We start from the raw sequence: 17,972 nt of genomic DNA, 5'->3' as shown, positions 1-17,972 counted from the left end.
TTCACTTTCATCTGTGTGCCGCGCGACACGGCTGCCGTAATGATTTGCAACTTTACCGTTCCCGGCGCGAGCATGTGTGCCCTTGCCCGTAGGGTGTTCCCACGGATGGATAGGCTACAAGGCGTGAATCAGTTCAACGTGCTTATCATTCCGGGTTCGCCGGCGCTTGTTCCGGAGCTGGCACCCCGGGATGATGCTGGCCGGAAACTCGTTTCCGCGATCCGCGCGCTGATTGAAAACGATGCTCGACCCATCCATATTGTGGGTTCCCGTGATAGCCGTTGGTACACGCAGCACACTGGCTCTTTTGCTGCGTGGGGTGCACCGCAGGTGAATGTGGGCAGAGGGAACTACGTCGCTGAGTTGGTTGCACGCTATTGCTTCGGGCCCGCAGTAGCACGTGTGACGGATTCGCGCGGGACGCTGAAGCCGTTCGACCCAGAGGTGCTCACCATCGTTGTCCTCGACGGGTCCGCGGGCCTGACGCAGCGCGCGCCACTAGCGCTCATCGAAGGGGCTGAAGCCACGCATGAGCAGATGGCACGGTTCTTGGATGGTAAAGCCACGTTGCCAAAGGACCTCGCGAAGCACGGCGTGATCGAGCCCGCGCTCTGGGAGGAACTCGCCGCCCAGCCAGCGAAAAACGAGCAACTCATCGTCGCGGACGCCTCGCTGGGGGTCGGCCGCTTTGTTGCCACGTGGGAGGTGGCTCATGGATAAGACGCCCATCGCGGTGGTGGGGCCGACGGCGTCGGGGAAGTCGCTCCTTAGCATTGCCCTTGCTCACGAGCTTGATGGTGAGGTGGTCAATGTCGATTCGATGCAGCTCTACCGTGGCATGGATATCGGCACCGCGAAGCTGACTCCTGCTGAGCGGGAGGGAGTGCCGCATCATCTGCTGGATATTTGGGAGGTCACGCGCACGGCGTCCGTCGCGGAGTATCAGGAGCGCGCGATCGAGGTAGTGGAGGACATCGCTGCGCGTGGCAGGGTTCCCATCCTCGTCGGCGGGTCCATGATGTACGTGCAATCGCTTATCGACGCCTGGCAGTTCCCACCCACCGACCCCGTTGTTCGTACCAAGTACGAACAACGGTTAGCGGAGATCGGCGTGCAGGCTCTCCACACAGAATTGGCGGCGGTGGACCCGCAGGCGGCGGACATCATTGAGGACAATGATCCGCGCCGAACCGTGCGTGCGCTTGAAGTGATTGAACTCACCGGCAAACCGTTCCAAGCATCCCAACCACCGAAGGACGCTCCGCCACGGTGGGGGACACGAATCCTAGGTCTACGCACGGCGGCGCAGTGGCTCAACCCGCGCATTGAACTGCGTACGCAACAGATGTTTGAGCGTGGCTTTGTTGAAGAAGTACAAAAACTGGTCGTTGACGGACTCGTTGCGGATTCAACCGCGGGTCGCGCCATTGGCTATGCGCAGGTGCTGTCATACCTGGATGGTGAATGCACCCTGGATGAAGCGATCGAATCCACGATCATGGGAACCCGCCGCTACGTACGCCGTCAACGCTCCTGGTTCAACCGTGACAAGCGCATCACTTGGCTGGATGCCACGTTGAATGATGAAAAACCGGAAGAACTCCTCCAGGCGGCACTAGAATCTCTCGGGTGAGTAGTAACACCGAGAGCATTGCCACCCTCTCTTTCATCAAAGCGCACGGGACTGAGAACGACTTTGTCGTTGTCGTTGACACCGATGATGAACTTGAGCAGCGTGGTGTGCTCACCCGTGACCTTGTCGCCGCATTATGTGACCGACACGCGGGGATTGGCGCTGATGGTTTTTTGCGCGTCGTACGTACTGAATCCGGATGGTTCATGGACTACCGCAACGCGGATGGCTCCATTGCTGAGTTATGCGGCAACGGTATCCGCGTTTTTGTGCATGTGCTCGCAGCACTCGGGCTGGAAGGGCGCACAGACTTTAATGTGGACACCCGCGCCGGGGTCAAGCACGTGACCGTCCATGAGGTCAGCCCGTCGCGCGCTGTCATCGAAGTGGACATGGGGCGCGTTGAGGTCACCGGTGTATCCACCGCCCGCATGGGAGAGTTCTCCTTCGCTGGTTTGGGCATAGATGTGGGGAACCCACACCTGGCTTGCGTCATCCCGGGAATGACATCGGAACAGCTCGCTGACCTGCACTTCACACCGCCTGTCTTTGATACCACGTTCTTCCCGGACGGAGTGAACGTGGAGATCCTCACAGAAATGCACGAAGGTGAGGCGACCATGCGCGTGTGGGAACGCGGTGTGGGGGAAACCCGTTCATGCGGGACCGGCACGGTGGCTGCCGCACGCGCCGCACTTGCAGACGCGGGTGTTGAAAACGGCACCGTCACGGTCCACGTTCCAGGCGGGGCGGTGACTGTTCAGATCACTGATGGCTCAGCCACTATGACGGGTCCGTCTGTCATTGTGGCGCGCGGTGAGGTGCAGTTAACCAGCGTTGCGGGCAGCGCGCCGGGCATCGGACCAGGAACAAGCTAATTCACTAGCACGCTGGTCGGCGATGGTGATGAGTTTTTCTAGTTCGTGGCGGGAGAGGTCGCTTTGAAGCAAGTGCGTGTCCACGCGCGCAAGGAAGCGACGAGATGAGTCGAGGCGGAGCTGGAAGTCTTCGATTTCGGGGATGTCACTGTTGGGCACTGCGAGTGCACGGTAGGTGAGGGTTCGTTGCGTGAGAGCTTCGAGGTCAGTGCCCGTGGTGAAATCGTCGTACCAGTCGATGATCTCCGCGATGTCATCGCGCGCAACGCGCAGTGAGGCTTTAAGCGCCTCAATCTCCGGGTCGACGGTGGAATTGCGGAACCCGACGAATGCGATCGCAGCGAGACCAATACCAAGGATGAGTCCCAGGAACCCCAAACGTGCCACCAGCAAAATGACAACAACCATCGCGAGAGTCAGCCAAATCGCTGCCTCCCGGTTGCGGTTGTTCCTGGGCATGAGGCGCTCCTAGTAGCTCTAGTGGCCACCGCAGCCGCAGCTGCCACCACCGCCACCGCAGCCACCACCACCGCCACAGCCAGCTGCCATTGCAACAGAAGCAGCGAGGACCGCTGTACCAGCGACAACGGAATTGCGCTCTGGAAGGTCGCCACCGAAGGCGTCAGCGGGCACCACCACATCGAAGGGGAAGGCACCATCAACAGAGAGATGGATGAAACACTCGCCCGTCAAAGCATTAGTGCGGTACTCAGCCTCCAACACGCGGGCGGAAAAACGCGCCGCGGCATCCGGGGTGGCGGGTTTGCCGCCCGAGACGATCTCAGCGCCCTCGGACACGATCGTTCCCAGCGTCTCACCGGTGGCGGAAAGGTAATCATCCACGCTTGCGTAGTGCTGCACATCAACGCCGAGGGCGGTGAAACCCATTTCTTGCCATTGGAGAGTGGATTCGTCGACAAGCAGGGGGCCCTGCGCGATGTTCGCGGTGACTGAGGTGATCACATTGCCTTGTGGATCGACGATCTCGCAGAAGCCAACCACATCATTGACCATGCTCACGTGCGCATATGTGCGCGTGGTCGACGCAAACCCAGCGAAGGTGGCAAATGGCTCGACGGCCAGGATGTTCAGCTGCGCGCCCGACGGATCGGCGAACTGAATCAACTGGCCGCCACGGACCTCACCGGTCACCTCAAGCTGGTTTGATGCGATGGCAGCCTCCACCGCGTCCTGCCAACGCGTGAAGTTCATGCCGATGCTGGAAAGATCTTTTGTGATCGTGTCGCTCATAGGCCTGACTTTAGCGTCGCTGTGGGGTTGGGGAACAATCCGGTGAGAAGGACAGTTGTCATGAAAGAGAACAGTTATGAGCTATCACCGGAGATGCTTTGGACACATCCATCGACCATGAAACAATAAGGATTCAATGACACAACCTTCTTCTTCGAATTCTTCATCTTCCTCGTCTGCTGCTGGGCAGCACACACCTTCCTCGTCTGCTGCTGGGCAGCACACACCTTCCTCCTCTGCTGCTAGGCAGCAGAGGAGCCACGATGAACTGTTGGCAGCGGCATTTCGTGACAATGAGCCCTCTGCGCGTAATGCAGAGGCAGATGCGCTTATCAACGAAGCTTTTGGCGCACCCACCGTTGGCTCGCTCGATTTGGCTGAGCGTAACTCCTTCCGTCGCGTGATCCGGGATACGGAGATCCGCTCGGAGGATCATGAGGACATCTACGAGGTCGAGTACCGCAAACTGCGTCTGGAGCAGGTCATCCTGGTGGGTATGTGGACAGAGGGGACCACGGCCGAGGTTGAGGCGAATATGAATGAGCTCGCCGCACTCGCAGAAACCGCGGGCGCTGAGGTTGTGGAAATGCTTTACCAGAAGCGCGATAAGCCGGACCCGGGCACCTACATCGGCTCAGGCAAGGTGAGCGAGCTGCGCGATATTGTGCATGCGACCGGCGCCGACACGGTGGTGTGTGATGGTGAACTTTCACCAGGCCAGATGGTGGCGCTGGAGGAGGCGCTGAAGGTCAAGGTGATTGACCGGACCATGCTCATCTTGGATATTTTCGCGCAGCATGCAAAGTCGAAGGAGGGTAAGGCGCAGGTCAGCCTCGCCCAGATGGAGTACTTGTACACCCGTACCCGCGGTTGGGGTGGCAATCTGTCGCGCCAGGCTGGTGGCCGTGCGGGCTCCAACGGTGGTGTGGGTCTGCGTGGTCCGGGTGAGACCCGGATTGAGGCTGATCGTCGCCGCCTGCGTACGGAGATGGCCAAGTTGCGCCGAGAGCTCGCGGGGATGAAAACCGCGCGCGATGTCAAGCGTGCGCAACGGCAGCGTTCGACGATTCCCAAGATCGCCATTGCCGGTTACACCAACGCCGGTAAGTCCTCCCTGATCAACGCCATGACGAATGCGGGTGTGCTGGTGGAAGACGCACTTTTTGCCACCCTGGACCCCTCCACTCGCCGGGCGGAGCTCGCGGATGGTCGCACAGTGGTGCTCACTGACACGGTGGGTTTCGTGCGTCACCTGCCTACACAATTGGTTGAAGCGTTTAAGTCCACTCTTGAGGAAGTCGCCGCCGCGGACCTGATGTTGCATGTCGTCGACGGTTCAGACCCCTTCCCGTTGAAACAGATCAAGGCAGTCAACGAGGTGCTCGCGGAAATCACACGGGAGACTGGGGAGGACATCCCGCCAGAAATCATTGTGGTGAACAAGATTGATCAGGCTGACCCGGTGATCTTGGCTGAGCTGCGCCACGCTTTTGCGGATTCGAAGCACCAGGTCGTGTTTGTGTCCGCGCACACGGGTGAGGGGATCAGTGAACTTGAGGGCCGCATTGAGATGTTCCTGAACACTCTTGACGCGCACGTGAAGCTGCTCGTCCCGTACACGCGCGGTGACATCGTCTCACGCCTTCATGAAGAAGGCACGGTTCTCACCGAAGAGTATGAAGAGCAGGGCACGCTTATCGACGTCCGCCTGCCCCGCATCCTCGCCCAGCAATACTCCGAATTCGCTGTGGATACCACCGGTGCTAGTTTCTAGCGAGTGAGCTCATTTTTAAAAAGCGTGTCATGGTCCCTCCACGGTGACGGTAAACACATCAAGCCGGGTGGCGTTGTAGCCCCCGATGAGCGACTGAGTTGGTCGCGCACCATCGGTATCGGCATGCAGCACGTGGTGGCCATGTTTGGTGCCACACTGCTGGTTCCCACGTTGACAGGATTCCCAGTTAACACGACCCTGCTGTTTTCCGGCTTGGGCACGATTATCTTCTTGCTGCTGACGCGGAACCGTCTGCCTAGTTACCTCGGTTCCTCCTTTGCGTTTATCGCGCCGCTGACTGCTTCGCAGCAGCACGGCATCGGCGCGCAGATCGGTGGCATTTTTGTCACGGGTCTCGCGTTGGTGGGCGTCGGTCTGATTGTCTCCTGGGCAGGCAAACGCGTCATCGATGCCGTCATGCCGCCGGTTGTCACCGGTGCCATTGTGGCGTTGATCGGCCTGAACCTGGCACCTACAGCCGTGGCGAACACCCAGACCCAACCGGTTGTGGGCTTGGTCACGTTGTTCGCCATCTTGGTGGCCACTGCCTGCTTCCGCGGCATGGCAGCGCGTTTGTCCATCCTCATCGGGGTGGTGACAGGCTGGGTTTTTGCCGCTGTTACCGGCAATCTTGGGGAGGACGCTGGTGCGACCATCGCCGCTGCACCCTGGATCGGTTTGCCCCAGTTCCACACCCCGGAATTTCACCTGTCCGCCATTTTGGTCACCTTGCCGGTGCTCGTGGTCCTCATCGCTGAAAACGTGGGCCATGTGAAGGCGGTTGCGGAAATGACACAACGCGACCTTGATGATTTGGCTGGACCTGCCCTGATCGGTGATGGTCTGGCAACCACCCTGGCTGGTGGCTTCGGTGGTTCCGGTACCACCACCTATGCGGAGAACATTGGTGTGATGGCAGCTACCCGCGTGTACTCCACCGCCGCCTACTGGGTTGCTGCTGGTTTTGCTATTCTGCTCGCGTTCATCCCGAAGTTTGGTGCGCTCATCTTCACTATTCCCGCTGGTGTGCTGGGTGGTGCCTGCTTGGTGCTGTACGGGCTCATCGGTATGCTCGGCGTGCGCATCTGGCAGGACAACAAGGTGGAATTTTCCAACCCCATCAACCTCACTACCGCCGCGGTGGCACTCATCGTTGGTATTGGCAACCTCACCTTCGAGGTAGGCAACGTTACCCTCGAAGGCATTGCACTGGGCTCCATCGGCATCATCGTGCTCTACCCAGTCATGCAGTGGGCATACCGCACCTTCGGCGAGGGCCATTTGTTGCCGGAGCAGGAGCCACAGGAACTTGAGGTGCCACGAACTTAATCCTCGTCGAGGTTCGAAGCGATCAGCGCTGCGATTCGCTCCACCGCTGCCGCATTATCGGAGGTGACCGTGACGTCATCGCCGTGCTCGGCGCCCATGGCCATGATCATGAGGGCGGAAGCTGCATCGGTTTTATCCCCTTGATCACCACCCACGAGGGTGAGAGTGATGTCCTCTTCATATCCGCCGGCAGCCTCCGCGATGAGGGTTGCAGGGCGGGCGTGTAGGCCAACAGTGGAACCAACAGTCACGGTTTTGGATGCCATGTGGGTGTCCTTTCAAAGAGGGGGGCGGGGATCTATCTCTGCTTTTCCATCGTAGAGAAACTTGTCACCGGCTTTCTGCGCCACAGCTGTTTTGCAGTCAAAACCGCAATGGTGCTCACAGCAACACCAACAGCTAGCGCAATGAACATGCCCCACCATGGCTCATACGTGAAGATGACAAAAATTCCGCCGTGCGGTGCACGCGCACCAACACCGAGTGCCATGGACGTGGCGCCGGCGGCAGCACCGCCGAGCATCATCGACGGAATCACACGAAATGGATCAGCAGCGGCGAAAGGGATCGCTCCCTCAGACACGAAGGACAAACCTAAAAGCCAGGCAGATTTGCCGGTTTGTTGCTCCGCCGGGGTGAACAGTTGGGCGCGGATTAACGTTGCACAAGATAACGCGATGGGTGGAACCATCCCAGAAATCATTACTGCAGCCATGATTTCAAAAGCAGCATCTGTCCCCGCAGATAAGCCAGCGGTGCCGAAGATATACGCAGCTTTGTTTACCGGGCCACCGAAGTCGAAGCACATCATGAGCCCAATGATGACGCCCAAGAGAATCGCAGATGAGCCCGTCATAGAAGTGAGCCAACCTTGCAAAGCAGCCATGATCTCGCCTAAAGGGTGTCCCAGGAGCAGGAACATCGTGAGACCAACGGCAAGGGAGGCCAGCAACGGAATGATAGCCACCGGCATGAGCGAGGCGAGCCATCGTGGAACCGTCCAGGAACCAACCCAAAAAGCAATGGCACCTGCCAGCACACCAGTGACCAAACCACCGATGAATCCAGCGCCCAGCATCACGGAGATCGCGCCTCCGATGAATCCGGGTGCAATTCCGGGGCGACCAGCAAGACCATAGGCGATGTAGCCAGACAAAGCTGCAACAACGAACTGCATGCCTATTTGTCCGATGGAAAAGAGAATCGCGCCGAGGTAGAGGGCCCAGCCGGAATGGGAAAAGGGGGTGAGGTTGCCGCCGATAAGCACCTCATGCCCTGGCAGATTCGTGGGAGAGTATGTGATGGGAATGACCTGCCATCCGTTAGCCACGTCATAGCCACCAATGAGGTAGCCGAGGGCAAGTAACAGGCCACCAGCTGCCACGAAGGGCACCATGTAGGAAACGCCGGTCAGGATTGCTTGGTGGATGCGTTTAAGCCGACCAGTCGCTGGGGTAGATGTCGCAGTATCACTACTGGAAGCAGGCACGCGGCGCGGATTCAGGTTTCTTGCCGCGGCGATCGCCTCCTCAAGCATGGAAGTCGGCTCATTGATGGCGCGTTTCACTGGGCTGTCCACAACGGGTTTGCCGGCGAAGCGTTCGGGCTCGCGGATGGCAACATCGTGAGCGAAAATGACCGCGTCCGCACTGGCAATGAACTCCGGGGCGATGGGTTTCCCGCCTGAGGAACCCTGCGGTTCGACAAGCAGCTTCACATCGTTGCGGCCACGTGCAGCCTGTTCAAGTGCATCCGCAGCCATGTAGGTGTGTGCAATGCCTGTCGCACACGAAGTCACAGCAACAATGCGCTTTTTAGGCTTATCGACGTCTCCGCGCACCTTATTCTTCTTCACCCCTGCGTTGAGCACCTCGTTCACAGCAGTGACGACATCTTCGGGCGAGTTTGCATACCGGAGTTTTTCTAAGAACTCTTCGCGAACAAGCGCTCGTGCCAGCTTGGACAACAGCTGTAGATGAGCCTTAGTGTCGTCTTCCGGAGCAGCGATAAGAAAGACACATTCGGCATCGCCGTCTGGTCCCGCGAAGTCCACCGGGTGTGAAAGGCGCACAAAAGCGAGTGTGGGTTCGGTGACAGCAGCTGTACGGCAGTGTGGAATAGCAATGCGTCCGTTCACACCGGTGCTTGCTTGTGCTTCACGCGCGTTTGCCGCTTCCGCTATCACATTCGGATTTTCAGTTCGGCCTGCGGCTGTAATGAGGCCTGCAAGGTGCCTAATGACATCCTGCGTTGTACTGCCGAAGTCCGCGTCGAGCACCACTTGTTGCGTGGTGATCGTGTGGCAGGGCATTACTGTTCACTCCCCACCCTTGTTTGATCTCTGATTGGGAAAGGTGGACACAACGGTGTGCTCCAAATCCAGATCATGAGGTGTAGGGATGGCGGTTCCGGGATTGGACGCTGCGGCACTGCCATAGGCCACGGAATGCCGTAAGGCCTCCGGTGAGTCCAACCCACGTATGCGGGCAAGGACATACCCAGCCAAGGCACTATCGCCTGCCCCGACTGTTGAACGGATAAGTGATGGCGGGGGAGTAGCCACCCACGCGCCATCGGCAGTGACTAAACACGCGCCCGCACTACCAAGAGTGACAAGGAGCTCAGGCACACCGCGGCAAACAACTGAGCGAGCAACCTCCACCACGTAGCAGAGATCACCGTTCGACGCAGCATCTTCGAGTGTGTGACCATCAATGCCGGCGAGCTGACCAAGCTCATAGCCGTTGGGTTTGATGATGTCTGGAGTGCCCTGGTCCATCCCCTCACTCAGCGCAATCAACGGTTCATCGGAGGTATCCACCGCGATAAGTGCATCCGAGTTAGCTTGACGCACGACAGCCACCAACGTGGAATACCAGTCATAAGGAGCACCCGGCGGAAGTGAGCCAGCCAGAACAACCACGTCCGACATAGCAGCACTCGTTGCTACTGCATCCTCCAGTGCAGCTATGGTGTCCGGTGTTAACCGCGCGCCCTGCTCATTGAGTTTGGTAGTCACCCCTGTTGCATCAGTAATGGTTGTGTTGGCGCGGACATTCCCGTCCACCGCGACGGTGCGCAGCGGAATATGTGCCTCGTGCGCGAGTGCAACAAAGGGATCAGTGTCATGTGCTGGCGCTAACGCAAGCACGGACTCTCCAGCTTTCAGGAGGGCATGGGCAACATTGATGCCCTTCCCACCGGGTTCACGGGAGCTGGTGGTTACGCGGATGACCTCTCCAGCAGTGAGACTATCCACGGTGAAAGTGACGTCAACGCTTGGATTAGGCGTGAAAGTAAAGATCACGGGTGGCGTACCCCTCACGGTTGTAGGTGGGGTGGAGCGGGAAAACTCCTTCGCCAGTATGCCCGATAGCGCCCCTACATGATGTTACAACCAGGCAGAAAACGCACACTGCAAACACGTCATCGCCACAGACTAGCCCTAACCTGCTTGGATAACTTGGATACCGCGTTCCATCAGCTCATCAACATAGGATGCCGGTGCGTCGGAATCGGTGATCACCACATCGATGGAATCGAGGGGGGCAAAGCTCACAAGATAATCCGTCCCCAGTTTTGAGGAATCGCACAGCACCACAACTTTGCGGGTGTTGGTGACCATCGCTGATTTCACCGCAGCTTCTTGCGCGTCTGCAGTAGACAGACCGTGGTCGATGGTCAGTGCATTGGTGCCAATAAAAGCTACATCTGCGCGCAGAAGCGCCAATGTGCGCAAAGCAGTATCACCGACAACAGCCTGGGTGATTGCGCGAACAGTGCCACCAAGGAGCTGAACATTTATGGTGCCCAGGCTGGATAAATCGAGCGCAATGGGCAGGGAGTTGGTTACAAAAGACAAAGCACGTGCTTCAGGGAGGTCCTTGATGAGTCCAGCGAGAGTATTGATCGTGGAGCCTGAATCAAGAAAAACAGAGCCGCCAGCCACGGGTAGAAAACTCAGTGCGGCTTGTGCGATGGCGGTTTTAGCCGTGGCTGCCGAACGATAGCGGGTGTGAAGGGGGAACTCCGCAGTGAGGTAGGACTGGTTTGATACGGCACCACCGTGGACACGTTGGACTACACCTTCGCGGTCGAGCACTGCCAGGTCTCGTCGGATTGTCTCTGCGGTGACATCAAAACGCTCAGACAGCTCTGTCACGTTGACGCGACCTTCGACTGCAGTCAGAGATGCGATTTGGCGACGACGCTCCTCGGCGTACATGAGACTTCCTTGAATGCAGGGGATGCTAACAAATCCTCATTATGTATGCGAGGGGCGAAAACGGAGTCTGGATTAGTTTTGCTTTGGTCCGTTTCACCCCCGTGAGGGTGGGCTAGAGCTTGCGGAAAACAGAGACCACAAGGCCCATGATTTCCGCTTCGTCGCCCTTGATAGGCGAGAAAGCGTCATTGTGAGGAAGCAACCACACGCCAGTGGAGTCCTGATGGAACTCCTTCACTGTTGCTTCACCATCAATAAGTGCGGCGACAAACTGGCCTTCCTCCGCTACTGGCTGCGTGCGCACTGCAACCCAGTCGCCGTCCAAGATGCCGGCGTCGCGCATGGACTCGCCGACAACCTGAAGCAAGTACAAGTCACCATCGCCGACGAGTTCCGAGGGGAGTGGGAAGTACTCAGTAACATTTTCCTCAGCCAAAATCGGATTGCCGGCTGCTATCTGGCCGACAACGGGGATGTAGCGTGGCGCCGCAGCCTCCTCGGGGACATTTGCATCCTGCTTGTTTGACTTCCGTCCGGTGCGTGGGAGGTGGCGCAGGTCAACAGCGCGAGGTTTATTCGGATCACGCCGCAAGAAACCCTTTTTCTCAAGTTCTTTGAGCTGGTAAGCCACAGACGACGTGGATTGCAGGCCAGCAGCATCGCCGATCTCGCGGATGCTTGGCGGATAACCGCGCAACACCACAGCATCCTGGATGACCTCCAGAATGCGGCGCTGCCGGTCCGTCAACGTTTTGATGTCAGGTCTCTTGTCTTCTTTTTTAGCCATGTCGCTGTTGTCCTTCCTTTGCTGATGCCCTAGACGACGCTTTTTAGTTGCAAATGAGTTCCTTCACTTCTCGTTTCTACCACGAGTAAGCAAGTTTGTTCGATATTTTTCCGCTACGTCTGGACAAAGTTTTATCTGGTTGCTATAAATCGAACATAGTACCTATCGAACATGTAAGCGAAGTGTTTGATCGAACATGTCGTGGCCGTTCGTAGGATCGTAGGTAGAACAGAAAGGAAAACATAATGACTATCTCCATTGCACGACCTCACGGCACTGATATTGTCTGCGGTGATCTTCGCGCTGCGGTCCAGCCGGCGGATGTGTGGGACATTAATTCCACTCGCACCCCTCGCCGTCATGCCGGCAGTGTTCGAACGTTGGCAGACTCTGATCGAAAAGAAAGTCTAACGCAATCCCGGGCTTCAATTAGGGGAGTGGAAGCTTTCGAAAACATTGAAGCTCGCCGCGAAAAGCGTGGTGCTATTGCGATGGGCGTGTTGCTGGGAATTGGGCTTTTTATTGGCTCTGCACTCGGGGGCGCTTTCTCCGGTGGGGAGATTGACCCAGCTGACACAGCGGTTGATGGTGCCGTGGCCAGCATGAGCGCCCGCTAGTTCGGTGCTGCTGCAAAGTAGCTAGATACCTGATGCGCCAAGAGAGTAGAATCCTTTCCTGTGCATTGCCCTTTCTGCCATAACGATCATTCCCGCGTCTCGGACTCGCGTCTTGTAGACGCGGGTTCTGCTATTCGTCGCCGCCGTGAGTGCACCGCGTGTGGGGGACGGTTCACCACGGTTGAAAAAGCCATTCTCACCGTGGTTAAACGAAATGGTGTCAGTGAACCCTTCGACAGAGACAAGCTGATTGTTGGTGTGCGCCGAGCATGCCAGGGCCGTGATGTTTCAGATGATGCTCTGAAGCGTCTTGCCCAGGAAGTGGAAGAGATTGTTCGTGCGCAAGGGAGCTCACAAGTTCTTTCTAATGACATTGGTCTTGCCATCTTGGAGCCTCTCCGAGCGCTCGATGAGGTGGCCTACCTGCGTTTCGCTTCGGTGTACAAGTCCTTCGAAAGTGCAGATGACTTCGAGTCGGAGATCCGCCTCATGCGTCGCCGTGACCGCGGCATTGATGAGCTTTAGAGCTTGTCCACCATCTTCTCAATCCGCCGTGGGCTCACTGGTCTAGAAGTTCCCAGACGTTGAGCGAAAAGACTGACGCGTAACTCTTCGATGCGCCAGAGAATCTCTTTGACTGGCTTTGACCTTGCTGCGCCCTTGGGTAGTCGAGTGAGCTTGGCATCAAGATACGTCTTGACGTCATCGATGACGGCTTGGCGGTCCGCATCCCTGTCAGGGTCATGGTTCATATCATCCAGCCGCATCTGCACCGCCGACAAGTAGCGGGGCAGGTGCTGTAGGTGCTCCATGCCGTGGATGGTGATTGCGTTTTTGGGCAGAAGGAATGCCATCTGGGCCTTGACGTCATCGATGGCTGGTCCGCTCCACTTGTTCAGCTCTGCCGCGATGTTGATGTACTCGGCGACACCGCCGGCAATGCCGACGACAGCGCGACGCACAGCACCAGGCACATCGGGCTTGACCTTGTTCAGCAGGGCATCAAATTCTTCAGGCGTGCGTACCGGGCCGCCGTGGGCAAACATGAGATCACGGATAGCAGCGATGCGAGCATCTTCCACGAGGCCAGCAGCACCACCGTGCGGGTACTTATCTACAGCTACGCGTTGGCGCAGCGGAAGCCCCTTGGTCATCTGCGTTGGTGAAACTGCGATTTGGCGCATGAGCATGGCCAACGTGGCCGTGACCATCGAAGCATCAGCGGCAGCCTTGGTGGGGAAGACCTTGACGCGCACGCCGTCCTTGGTTGCTTCCAAAGCAGGGAATGCATCAACGTGGTTGCCTTCAATTTCCGTGGTCACGGTTTCCGGCACGGTACCGAGGGTGTCAGCAGTCCATTCTTTGGCGGAATCCGTCTCGGCCTTCTTCGTGGCTTTGGCCACCGAGGATGTGATCTGACCAGCGCGACGTTTCTTCAGCTCCGCCAGACTCTTGTCATGATCGGTGATGGCGCCGCGCCGGTCGATGGAAGCAAAGGTCATCTTCAGGTGCGCCGGCAGTGCCTCTGGCTGGAAGTCTGTTGCGTTGATGCCATGGCCACCAAATGAGCGCAGAATTTCAGCGAGTTGCTCCGTCAGCCGTGCTTCAAAAGGAATGAGCTTCTCCATCGCGCGTGCAGCAAATTCCGGTGCCGGAACTACGGTTTTCCGCAGCGCCTTGGGCAGGGAACGGATGAGCTCGGTGACAAGTTCCTCCCGGAGGCCAGGGATAAGCCAGTCAAAGTCGGTGTCTTCCAGTCCGGCCAGCAATGGGACAGGGATGAGTACCGTGACGCCGTCGAAGGGATCACCGGGCTCAAACTTGTACTGCAAGTCATAGTTGATGCTGCCCTGGCGCCACTTGTCGGGGAAGGCAGCTTCGGAGGAATCGGCACCAGAGGCATCGACAAGCTTTGCCGGATCGAAGTCGAGGAAGTCCGGTGATTGGTGGCGCTTCTTCTTCCACCAGGCATCGAAATGGCGGCCGGTGCCGATGTTGTCGGGGACGCGGGCGTCATAGAAATCGAACAATGCATCTTCGTCGACCACGAGGCCGCGGCGGCGCACTTTCTCCTCGATGGCGCTGGCTTCCTCCAGAAGCTGCGCGTTGTGTTTGAGGAAAGCGTGGTGCGCGTTCCATTCACCATCGATGAGAGCATGGCGGATGAACATGGTGCGCGCGGCATCCATGTCCACGTGGTGGTAGGGCACACGGCGATCGGCAATCACGGTGACGCCATACAACATGGATTTTTGGTGCACCATCGGCGCGGCGCGTTTGATGGACCAGAACGGCTCCGAATAGGAGTGCTTCAGCAGGTTCGCGGCTACCTTTTCCACCCAAGCTGGGTCGATCGCAGCGACATCACGTGCCCAGAGGCGTGAGGTTTCCACGAGTTCCGCAGCCATGATGAATTCCGGTGGCTTCTTAGCCAATACAGAGCCAGGGAACACCATGAAGCGGGTGCCACGGGCGCCTTTGAATTCTTTGGAGTTACCGTCGCGCGCACCGATGTTGGACAGCAGGCCGGTGAGGAGTGACTGGTGCACAGCCATCGGATCACGCTCACCCGCCTCGGCGTGGCGCAGCTTGTTCCAACCGAGCTGCTTTTGTGCTTCGCGCAGCTGACCGACAAGATCGAACCACTCGCGGATGCGCATGTAGTGGAGAAATTCTTTCTTCATGCGTTTGCGGAAGGCGTTGCCGGAGAGCTCATCACGGGCATCTTTGATGTAATCCCACAAATTCAGGGACGCAAGGAAATCAGAGGTCTTGTCCTTAAAGCGGGCATGCGCTTGATCCGCCTGAGCTTGGAATTCCAAGGGGCGTTCGCGGACGTCTTGGATGGTCATCGCTGCGACAATGACGGTGACATCGGCGAGCACGCCAAGGCGGTTAGCCTCCACGAGCATGCGGGCCATGCGGGGGTCCACGGGGATGCGCGCGATCTCACGCCCAATGGGTGTGAGAACCGGCAGATCACGGTCTTCTTTGTCCGTGATGGCGCCGAGCTCGTGCAGCAGCATGAGGCCATCGCGCACGGCTTTCTGCTCTGGGGGTTGGACGAAAGGGAATTCCGAAATGTCACCGAGGCGCAGGTTGATCATTTGCAAGATGACGCTGGCGAGGTTGGTGCGCAAGATCTCTGGATCGGTGAACTCGGGGCGCGAGTTGAAATTCTCTTCGGAGTACAGGCGGATGGCAATGCCGTCGGCGATGCGGCCTGAGCGGCCGGAGCGTTGATTGGCACTAGCTTGCGAGATTTCCTCAATGGGTAGGCGCTGGACCTTCGTGCGGGTGGAATAGCGGGAAATGCGCGCCAAGCCGGTGTCCACAACGTAGTGGATTCCAGGCACCGTTAGGGAGGTTTCCGCAATGTTAGTGGCAAGTACGATCCGGCGGCCCGAGTGAGGGCTGAATACTCGGTGTTGTTCCGCATTGGATAGCCGGCCAAACAGGGGAGTGACTTCGACGTTGCGCCAATGCTGTTTCTCAATGACCTCCATGGCGTCGCGGATATCGCGCTCGGATGCAAAGAAGCACAGGATATCTCCGTCCCCCTCAGCCATGAGTTCCTTGAGCGCGGCGACAAGCCCGTCGAGCATGTCAATGTCCACGATCTTGGTATCGCCCTTCTTGCTGGTCACCTCAGTTTCTAGCGGGCGGTACCGAATCTCTACCGGGTAGGTGCGGCCAGAGACCTCAATGATCGGTGCGGGCCTGCCGTCCTTGTCGGAGAAGTGCGCGGCGAAGCGCTCCGGGTCAATCGTCGCGGAGGTGATAATCACCTTCAGATCAGGTCGGTGTGGCAGCAACTTTTTTAAGTAGCCGAGCAGAAAATCAATGTTGAGAGAGCGTTCGTGGGCCTCATCGATGATGATCGTGTCGTACGCATTCAAGTACCGATCATGCTGCATTTCGGCGAGAAGGATGCCGTCTGTCATGAGTTTGACGGCGGTGGTAGCGGATACGTGATCATCAAAGCGAATGGCGTAGCCCACGGATTCGCCGATATCCTGGCCGAGTTCATCCGCGATGCGTTCAGCCACCGTGCGTGCGGCGATACGGCGTGGCTGGGTGTGCCCGATCATCCCACGGCGCCCCCGGCCCAGTTCAAGCAGCATTTTGGGGATTTGGGTGGTTTTGCCGGAGCCGGTCTCACCCGCGATGATGACTACCTGGTTATCGCGGACAAGATCCATGATCTTGTCGCGCTGCAAAGAAACCGGCAGGTTATCCGGGTAGGTGATCTCGGGGACATGTTCGTCGATCGCTGCGACTTTGAGCGCCTCAGCGTCCATGTCTTTGCTTATCGACGCCAAAGCCCCCGCCGAACGCGCCTTCTTCAACCGACGCTGAAACCGGCGAACAGCGGTAAGAGGGAGCTCATCGATCCGGGAATAGAGATCACCGCGGGTGAGGTCTTGAGGGGGTTGTGTGTTCGTCATATTCACCGCGGAAGTCTACCGGCAGTGGTGTATTTACTCGATTCGCAGGCCCAGTGGCTCGGCCGCAGCAATTGTCTTTTCATAAGATTCCTTAATTGCCTCACCAAGAGCAGCGAATTCCTCCGCACGAGCGGAGGATTTTCTGAACACGAGCCCAATGTGCCTCCCAGCGGGGACAGAAGGATCGAACTGTGCGAAGGAAATACCTGGGCGCGTGCATTCCGCAATGACTGCGGAGGCCGGCAACAACGTACAACCTTGACCTGCTGCGATGAGTTGGATGATGGTGGTGAGGGAAGCCGCACGGCTGACGGAATCCCTGCCGTATCCAGCGTCCACTTGGGCAAGGCGACAGAGGTCCATGACATGTTCGTGCATACAGTGGCCGTTATTAAGCAATAAAAGGCTCACATCATCGAGGCTCTGCAACGTCAAATCCTCGCGTCCTTCGAAGGGGTGGCCTGGGGGCAACGCGACGATAAAGCGCTCTGTGTAAAGCGAAATTTCGGTGAAGCCTTGTTCTTTTGACGGAAAGGCGATGAGGGCGAGGTCGATCTTCCCATCGCGCAAGGAGTCCATCAGGACAGGGGTTGTTTCCTCAATGATCGTGGGTTCAAGTTTGGGGAACTTCTCCCGGACGATGGGTAGGAACGCAGGCAGGAGATACGGGGCGATTGTGGGGATGACCCCGATGGAGAGCTGTCCAGTTAAGAACTCGCGCCCCCCGTAAATCTGTGCCTCGAGAACATCTACGGCTTCGAGCACAGCCTGGGCATAGGGGACAAGTTTCTGACCAATGGAGGTGACAATGACTTTCCGGGTAGAACGCTCAATGAGCTGGAGGCCTAGCCCTTTCTCCAATGTAGATAAGCCCTGAGAAAGGGAGGGCTGGGTAATGGAAAGTTTCTCTGCTGCCGTGCCGAAGTGACGGTTCTCTGCCAGTGTGACAAACATGCGTAATTGGGCCAGCGTAGGCAGGAAAGCTTTATCGGGCATGCCTATAACTATAGAGAGGCTCATAGGTTTTTTG

16 protein-coding genes are annotated in these 17,972 nt (G+C 57.8%); 7 read left to right on the top strand and 9 right to left on the bottom strand.

Going from position 1 to position 17,972, the window contains the following annotated elements; all coding sequences use genetic code 11:
• Positions 1-123 precede the first annotated feature (123 nt).
• From HMPREF2129_RS00220 to dapF, 3 genes are read left to right on the top strand one after another with little or no spacing between them, the layout of a single operon-like run.
• The gene (locus HMPREF2129_RS00220) at positions 124-720 is read left to right on the top strand and encodes a hypothetical protein (protein WP_232218054.1); all 597 of its coding nucleotides are present in this window, start codon (positions 124-126) and stop codon (positions 718-720) included.
• On the top strand, positions 713-1,633 hold the full coding sequence (gene miaA / locus HMPREF2129_RS00215) for a tRNA (adenosine(37)-N6)-dimethylallyltransferase MiaA (RefSeq protein WP_034661447.1): 921 nt from the start codon (positions 713-715) through the stop codon (positions 1,631-1,633). Before HMPREF2129_RS00220 ends, miaA begins: the two co-directional genes overlap by 8 nt.
• Positions 1,630-2,511, top strand: coding sequence for a diaminopimelate epimerase (gene dapF, locus HMPREF2129_RS00210; RefSeq protein WP_232218053.1), 882 nt, complete (start codon positions 1,630-1,632; stop codon positions 2,509-2,511). The genes miaA and dapF overlap by 4 nt, the downstream gene beginning before the upstream one ends.
• On the opposite strand, the gene HMPREF2129_RS00205 is transcribed toward dapF, so the two are convergent.
• A complete protein-coding gene (locus HMPREF2129_RS00205) occupies positions 2,461-2,970 on the bottom strand; it encodes a hypothetical protein (RefSeq protein ID WP_034661445.1) in 510 nt (169 codons plus the stop codon). The two genes, dapF and HMPREF2129_RS00205, sit on opposite strands and share 51 nt — an antisense overlap.
• An 18-nt stretch (positions 2,971-2,988) precedes the next feature.
• A complete protein-coding gene (locus HMPREF2129_RS00200) occupies positions 2,989-3,750 on the bottom strand; it encodes a hypothetical protein (RefSeq protein WP_034661643.1) in 762 nt (253 codons plus the stop codon).
• 148 nt (positions 3,751-3,898) lie between these two features.
• Here HMPREF2129_RS00200 and hflX point away from each other — a divergent pair, with 148 nt between their 5' ends.
• Together hflX and HMPREF2129_RS00190 are read left to right on the top strand one after the other, a co-directional pair.
• Positions 3,899-5,536 (top strand): GTPase HflX, encoded by a 1,638-nt coding sequence (gene hflX / locus HMPREF2129_RS00195; protein ID WP_084576364.1) that lies wholly within the window; start codon positions 3,899-3,901, stop codon positions 5,534-5,536.
• Positions 5,537-5,539: 3 nt separating this feature from the next.
• A complete protein-coding gene (locus HMPREF2129_RS00190; RefSeq protein WP_232218052.1) occupies positions 5,540-6,865 on the top strand; it encodes a uracil-xanthine permease family protein in 1,326 nt (441 codons plus the stop codon).
• Here the strand turns inward: HMPREF2129_RS00190 and HMPREF2129_RS00185 are convergent.
• The 5 genes from HMPREF2129_RS00185 to lexA all read right to left on the bottom strand — a co-directional run bounded on the left by HMPREF2129_RS00185 (position 6,862) and on the right by lexA (position 11,877).
• Positions 6,862-7,131, bottom strand: coding sequence for an HPr family phosphocarrier protein (locus HMPREF2129_RS00185; protein WP_034661443.1), 270 nt, complete (start codon positions 7,129-7,131; stop codon positions 6,862-6,864). The genes HMPREF2129_RS00190 and HMPREF2129_RS00185 overlap by 4 nt on opposite strands.
• Before the next feature lie 32 nt (positions 7,132-7,163).
• Positions 7,164-9,176, bottom strand: coding sequence for a PTS fructose transporter subunit IIABC (locus tag HMPREF2129_RS00180; RefSeq protein WP_034661442.1), 2,013 nt, complete (start codon positions 9,174-9,176; stop codon positions 7,164-7,166).
• 6 nt (positions 9,177-9,182) lie between these two features.
• Positions 9,183-10,172, bottom strand: a complete 990-nt coding sequence (locus HMPREF2129_RS00175) for a 1-phosphofructokinase family hexose kinase (RefSeq protein WP_034661440.1) — start codon at positions 10,170-10,172, stop codon at positions 9,183-9,185.
• Positions 10,173-10,310: 138 nt separating this feature from the next.
• Positions 10,311-11,090, bottom strand: a complete 780-nt coding sequence (locus HMPREF2129_RS00170) for a DeoR/GlpR family DNA-binding transcription regulator (RefSeq protein WP_034661438.1) — start codon at positions 11,088-11,090, stop codon at positions 10,311-10,313.
• Positions 11,091-11,202: 112 nt separating this feature from the next.
• Positions 11,203-11,877, bottom strand: a complete 675-nt coding sequence (gene lexA, locus HMPREF2129_RS00165) for a transcriptional repressor LexA (protein ID WP_034661436.1) — start codon at positions 11,875-11,877, stop codon at positions 11,203-11,205.
• 245 nt (positions 11,878-12,122) lie between these two features.
• Here lexA and HMPREF2129_RS10935 point away from each other — a divergent pair, with 245 nt between their 5' ends.
• Together HMPREF2129_RS10935 and nrdR are read left to right on the top strand one after the other, a co-directional pair.
• Positions 12,123-12,494 (top strand): hypothetical protein, encoded by a 372-nt coding sequence (locus HMPREF2129_RS10935; protein ID WP_156959201.1) that lies wholly within the window; start codon positions 12,123-12,125, stop codon positions 12,492-12,494.
• Positions 12,495-12,554: 60 nt separating this feature from the next.
• A complete protein-coding gene (nrdR, locus tag HMPREF2129_RS00155; protein ID WP_034661433.1) occupies positions 12,555-13,019 on the top strand; it encodes a transcriptional regulator NrdR in 465 nt (154 codons plus the stop codon).
• Here the strand turns inward: nrdR and hrpA are convergent.
• Together hrpA and HMPREF2129_RS00145 are read right to left on the bottom strand one after the other, a co-directional pair.
• Positions 13,016-16,942: an ATP-dependent RNA helicase HrpA gene (gene hrpA, locus HMPREF2129_RS00150; RefSeq protein WP_034661431.1), complete on the bottom strand. Its 3,927-nt coding sequence runs from the start codon at positions 16,940-16,942 to the stop codon at positions 13,016-13,018. The two genes, nrdR and hrpA, sit on opposite strands and share 4 nt — an antisense overlap.
• 33 nt (positions 16,943-16,975) lie before the next feature.
• Positions 16,976-17,938, bottom strand: a complete 963-nt coding sequence (locus HMPREF2129_RS00145; RefSeq protein ID WP_034661429.1) for a hydrogen peroxide-inducible genes activator — start codon at positions 17,936-17,938, stop codon at positions 16,976-16,978.
• Between the last annotated feature and the right edge of the window lie 34 nt (positions 17,939-17,972).

Origin of the sequence: Corynebacterium tuscaniense DNF00037 (genome assembly GCF_000759055.1) — a bacterium.
Taxonomy (GTDB): Bacteria; Actinomycetota; Actinomycetes; order Mycobacteriales; family Mycobacteriaceae; genus Corynebacterium; species Corynebacterium tuscaniense.
Note: the sequence above shows the minus strand (reverse complement) of the source record. Positions and strands in the feature narration are given on the sequence as shown.

Coding starts and splice junctions, on each gene's coding strand:
- miaA (WP_034661447.1), top strand. CDS start 713: ATGGATAAGACGCCCATCGCGGTGGTGGGGCCGACGGCGTCGGGGAAG.
- HMPREF2129_RS00205 (WP_034661445.1), bottom strand. CDS start 2,970: ATGCCCAGGAACAACCGCAACCGGGAGGCAGCGATTTGGCTGACTCTC.
- hflX (WP_084576364.1), top strand. CDS start 3,899: ATGACACAACCTTCTTCTTCGAATTCTTCATCTTCCTCGTCTGCTGCT.
- HMPREF2129_RS00185 (WP_034661443.1), bottom strand. CDS start 7,131: ATGGCATCCAAAACCGTGACTGTTGGTTCCACTGTTGGCCTACACGCC.
- HMPREF2129_RS00180 (WP_034661442.1), bottom strand. CDS start 9,176: ATGCCCTGCCACACGATCACCACGCAACAAGTGGTGCTCGACGCGGAC.
- HMPREF2129_RS00170 (WP_034661438.1), bottom strand. CDS start 11,090: ATGTACGCCGAGGAGCGTCGTCGCCAAATCGCATCTCTGACTGCAGTC.
- lexA (WP_034661436.1), bottom strand. CDS start 11,877: ATGGCTAAAAAAGAAGACAAGAGACCTGACATCAAAACGTTGACGGAC.
- HMPREF2129_RS10935 (WP_156959201.1), top strand. CDS start 12,123: ATGACTATCTCCATTGCACGACCTCACGGCACTGATATTGTCTGCGGT.
- hrpA (WP_034661431.1), bottom strand. CDS start 16,942: ATGACGAACACACAACCCCCTCAAGACCTCACCCGCGGTGATCTCTAT.
- HMPREF2129_RS00145 (WP_034661429.1), bottom strand. CDS start 17,938: ATGCCCGATAAAGCTTTCCTGCCTACGCTGGCCCAATTACGCATGTTT.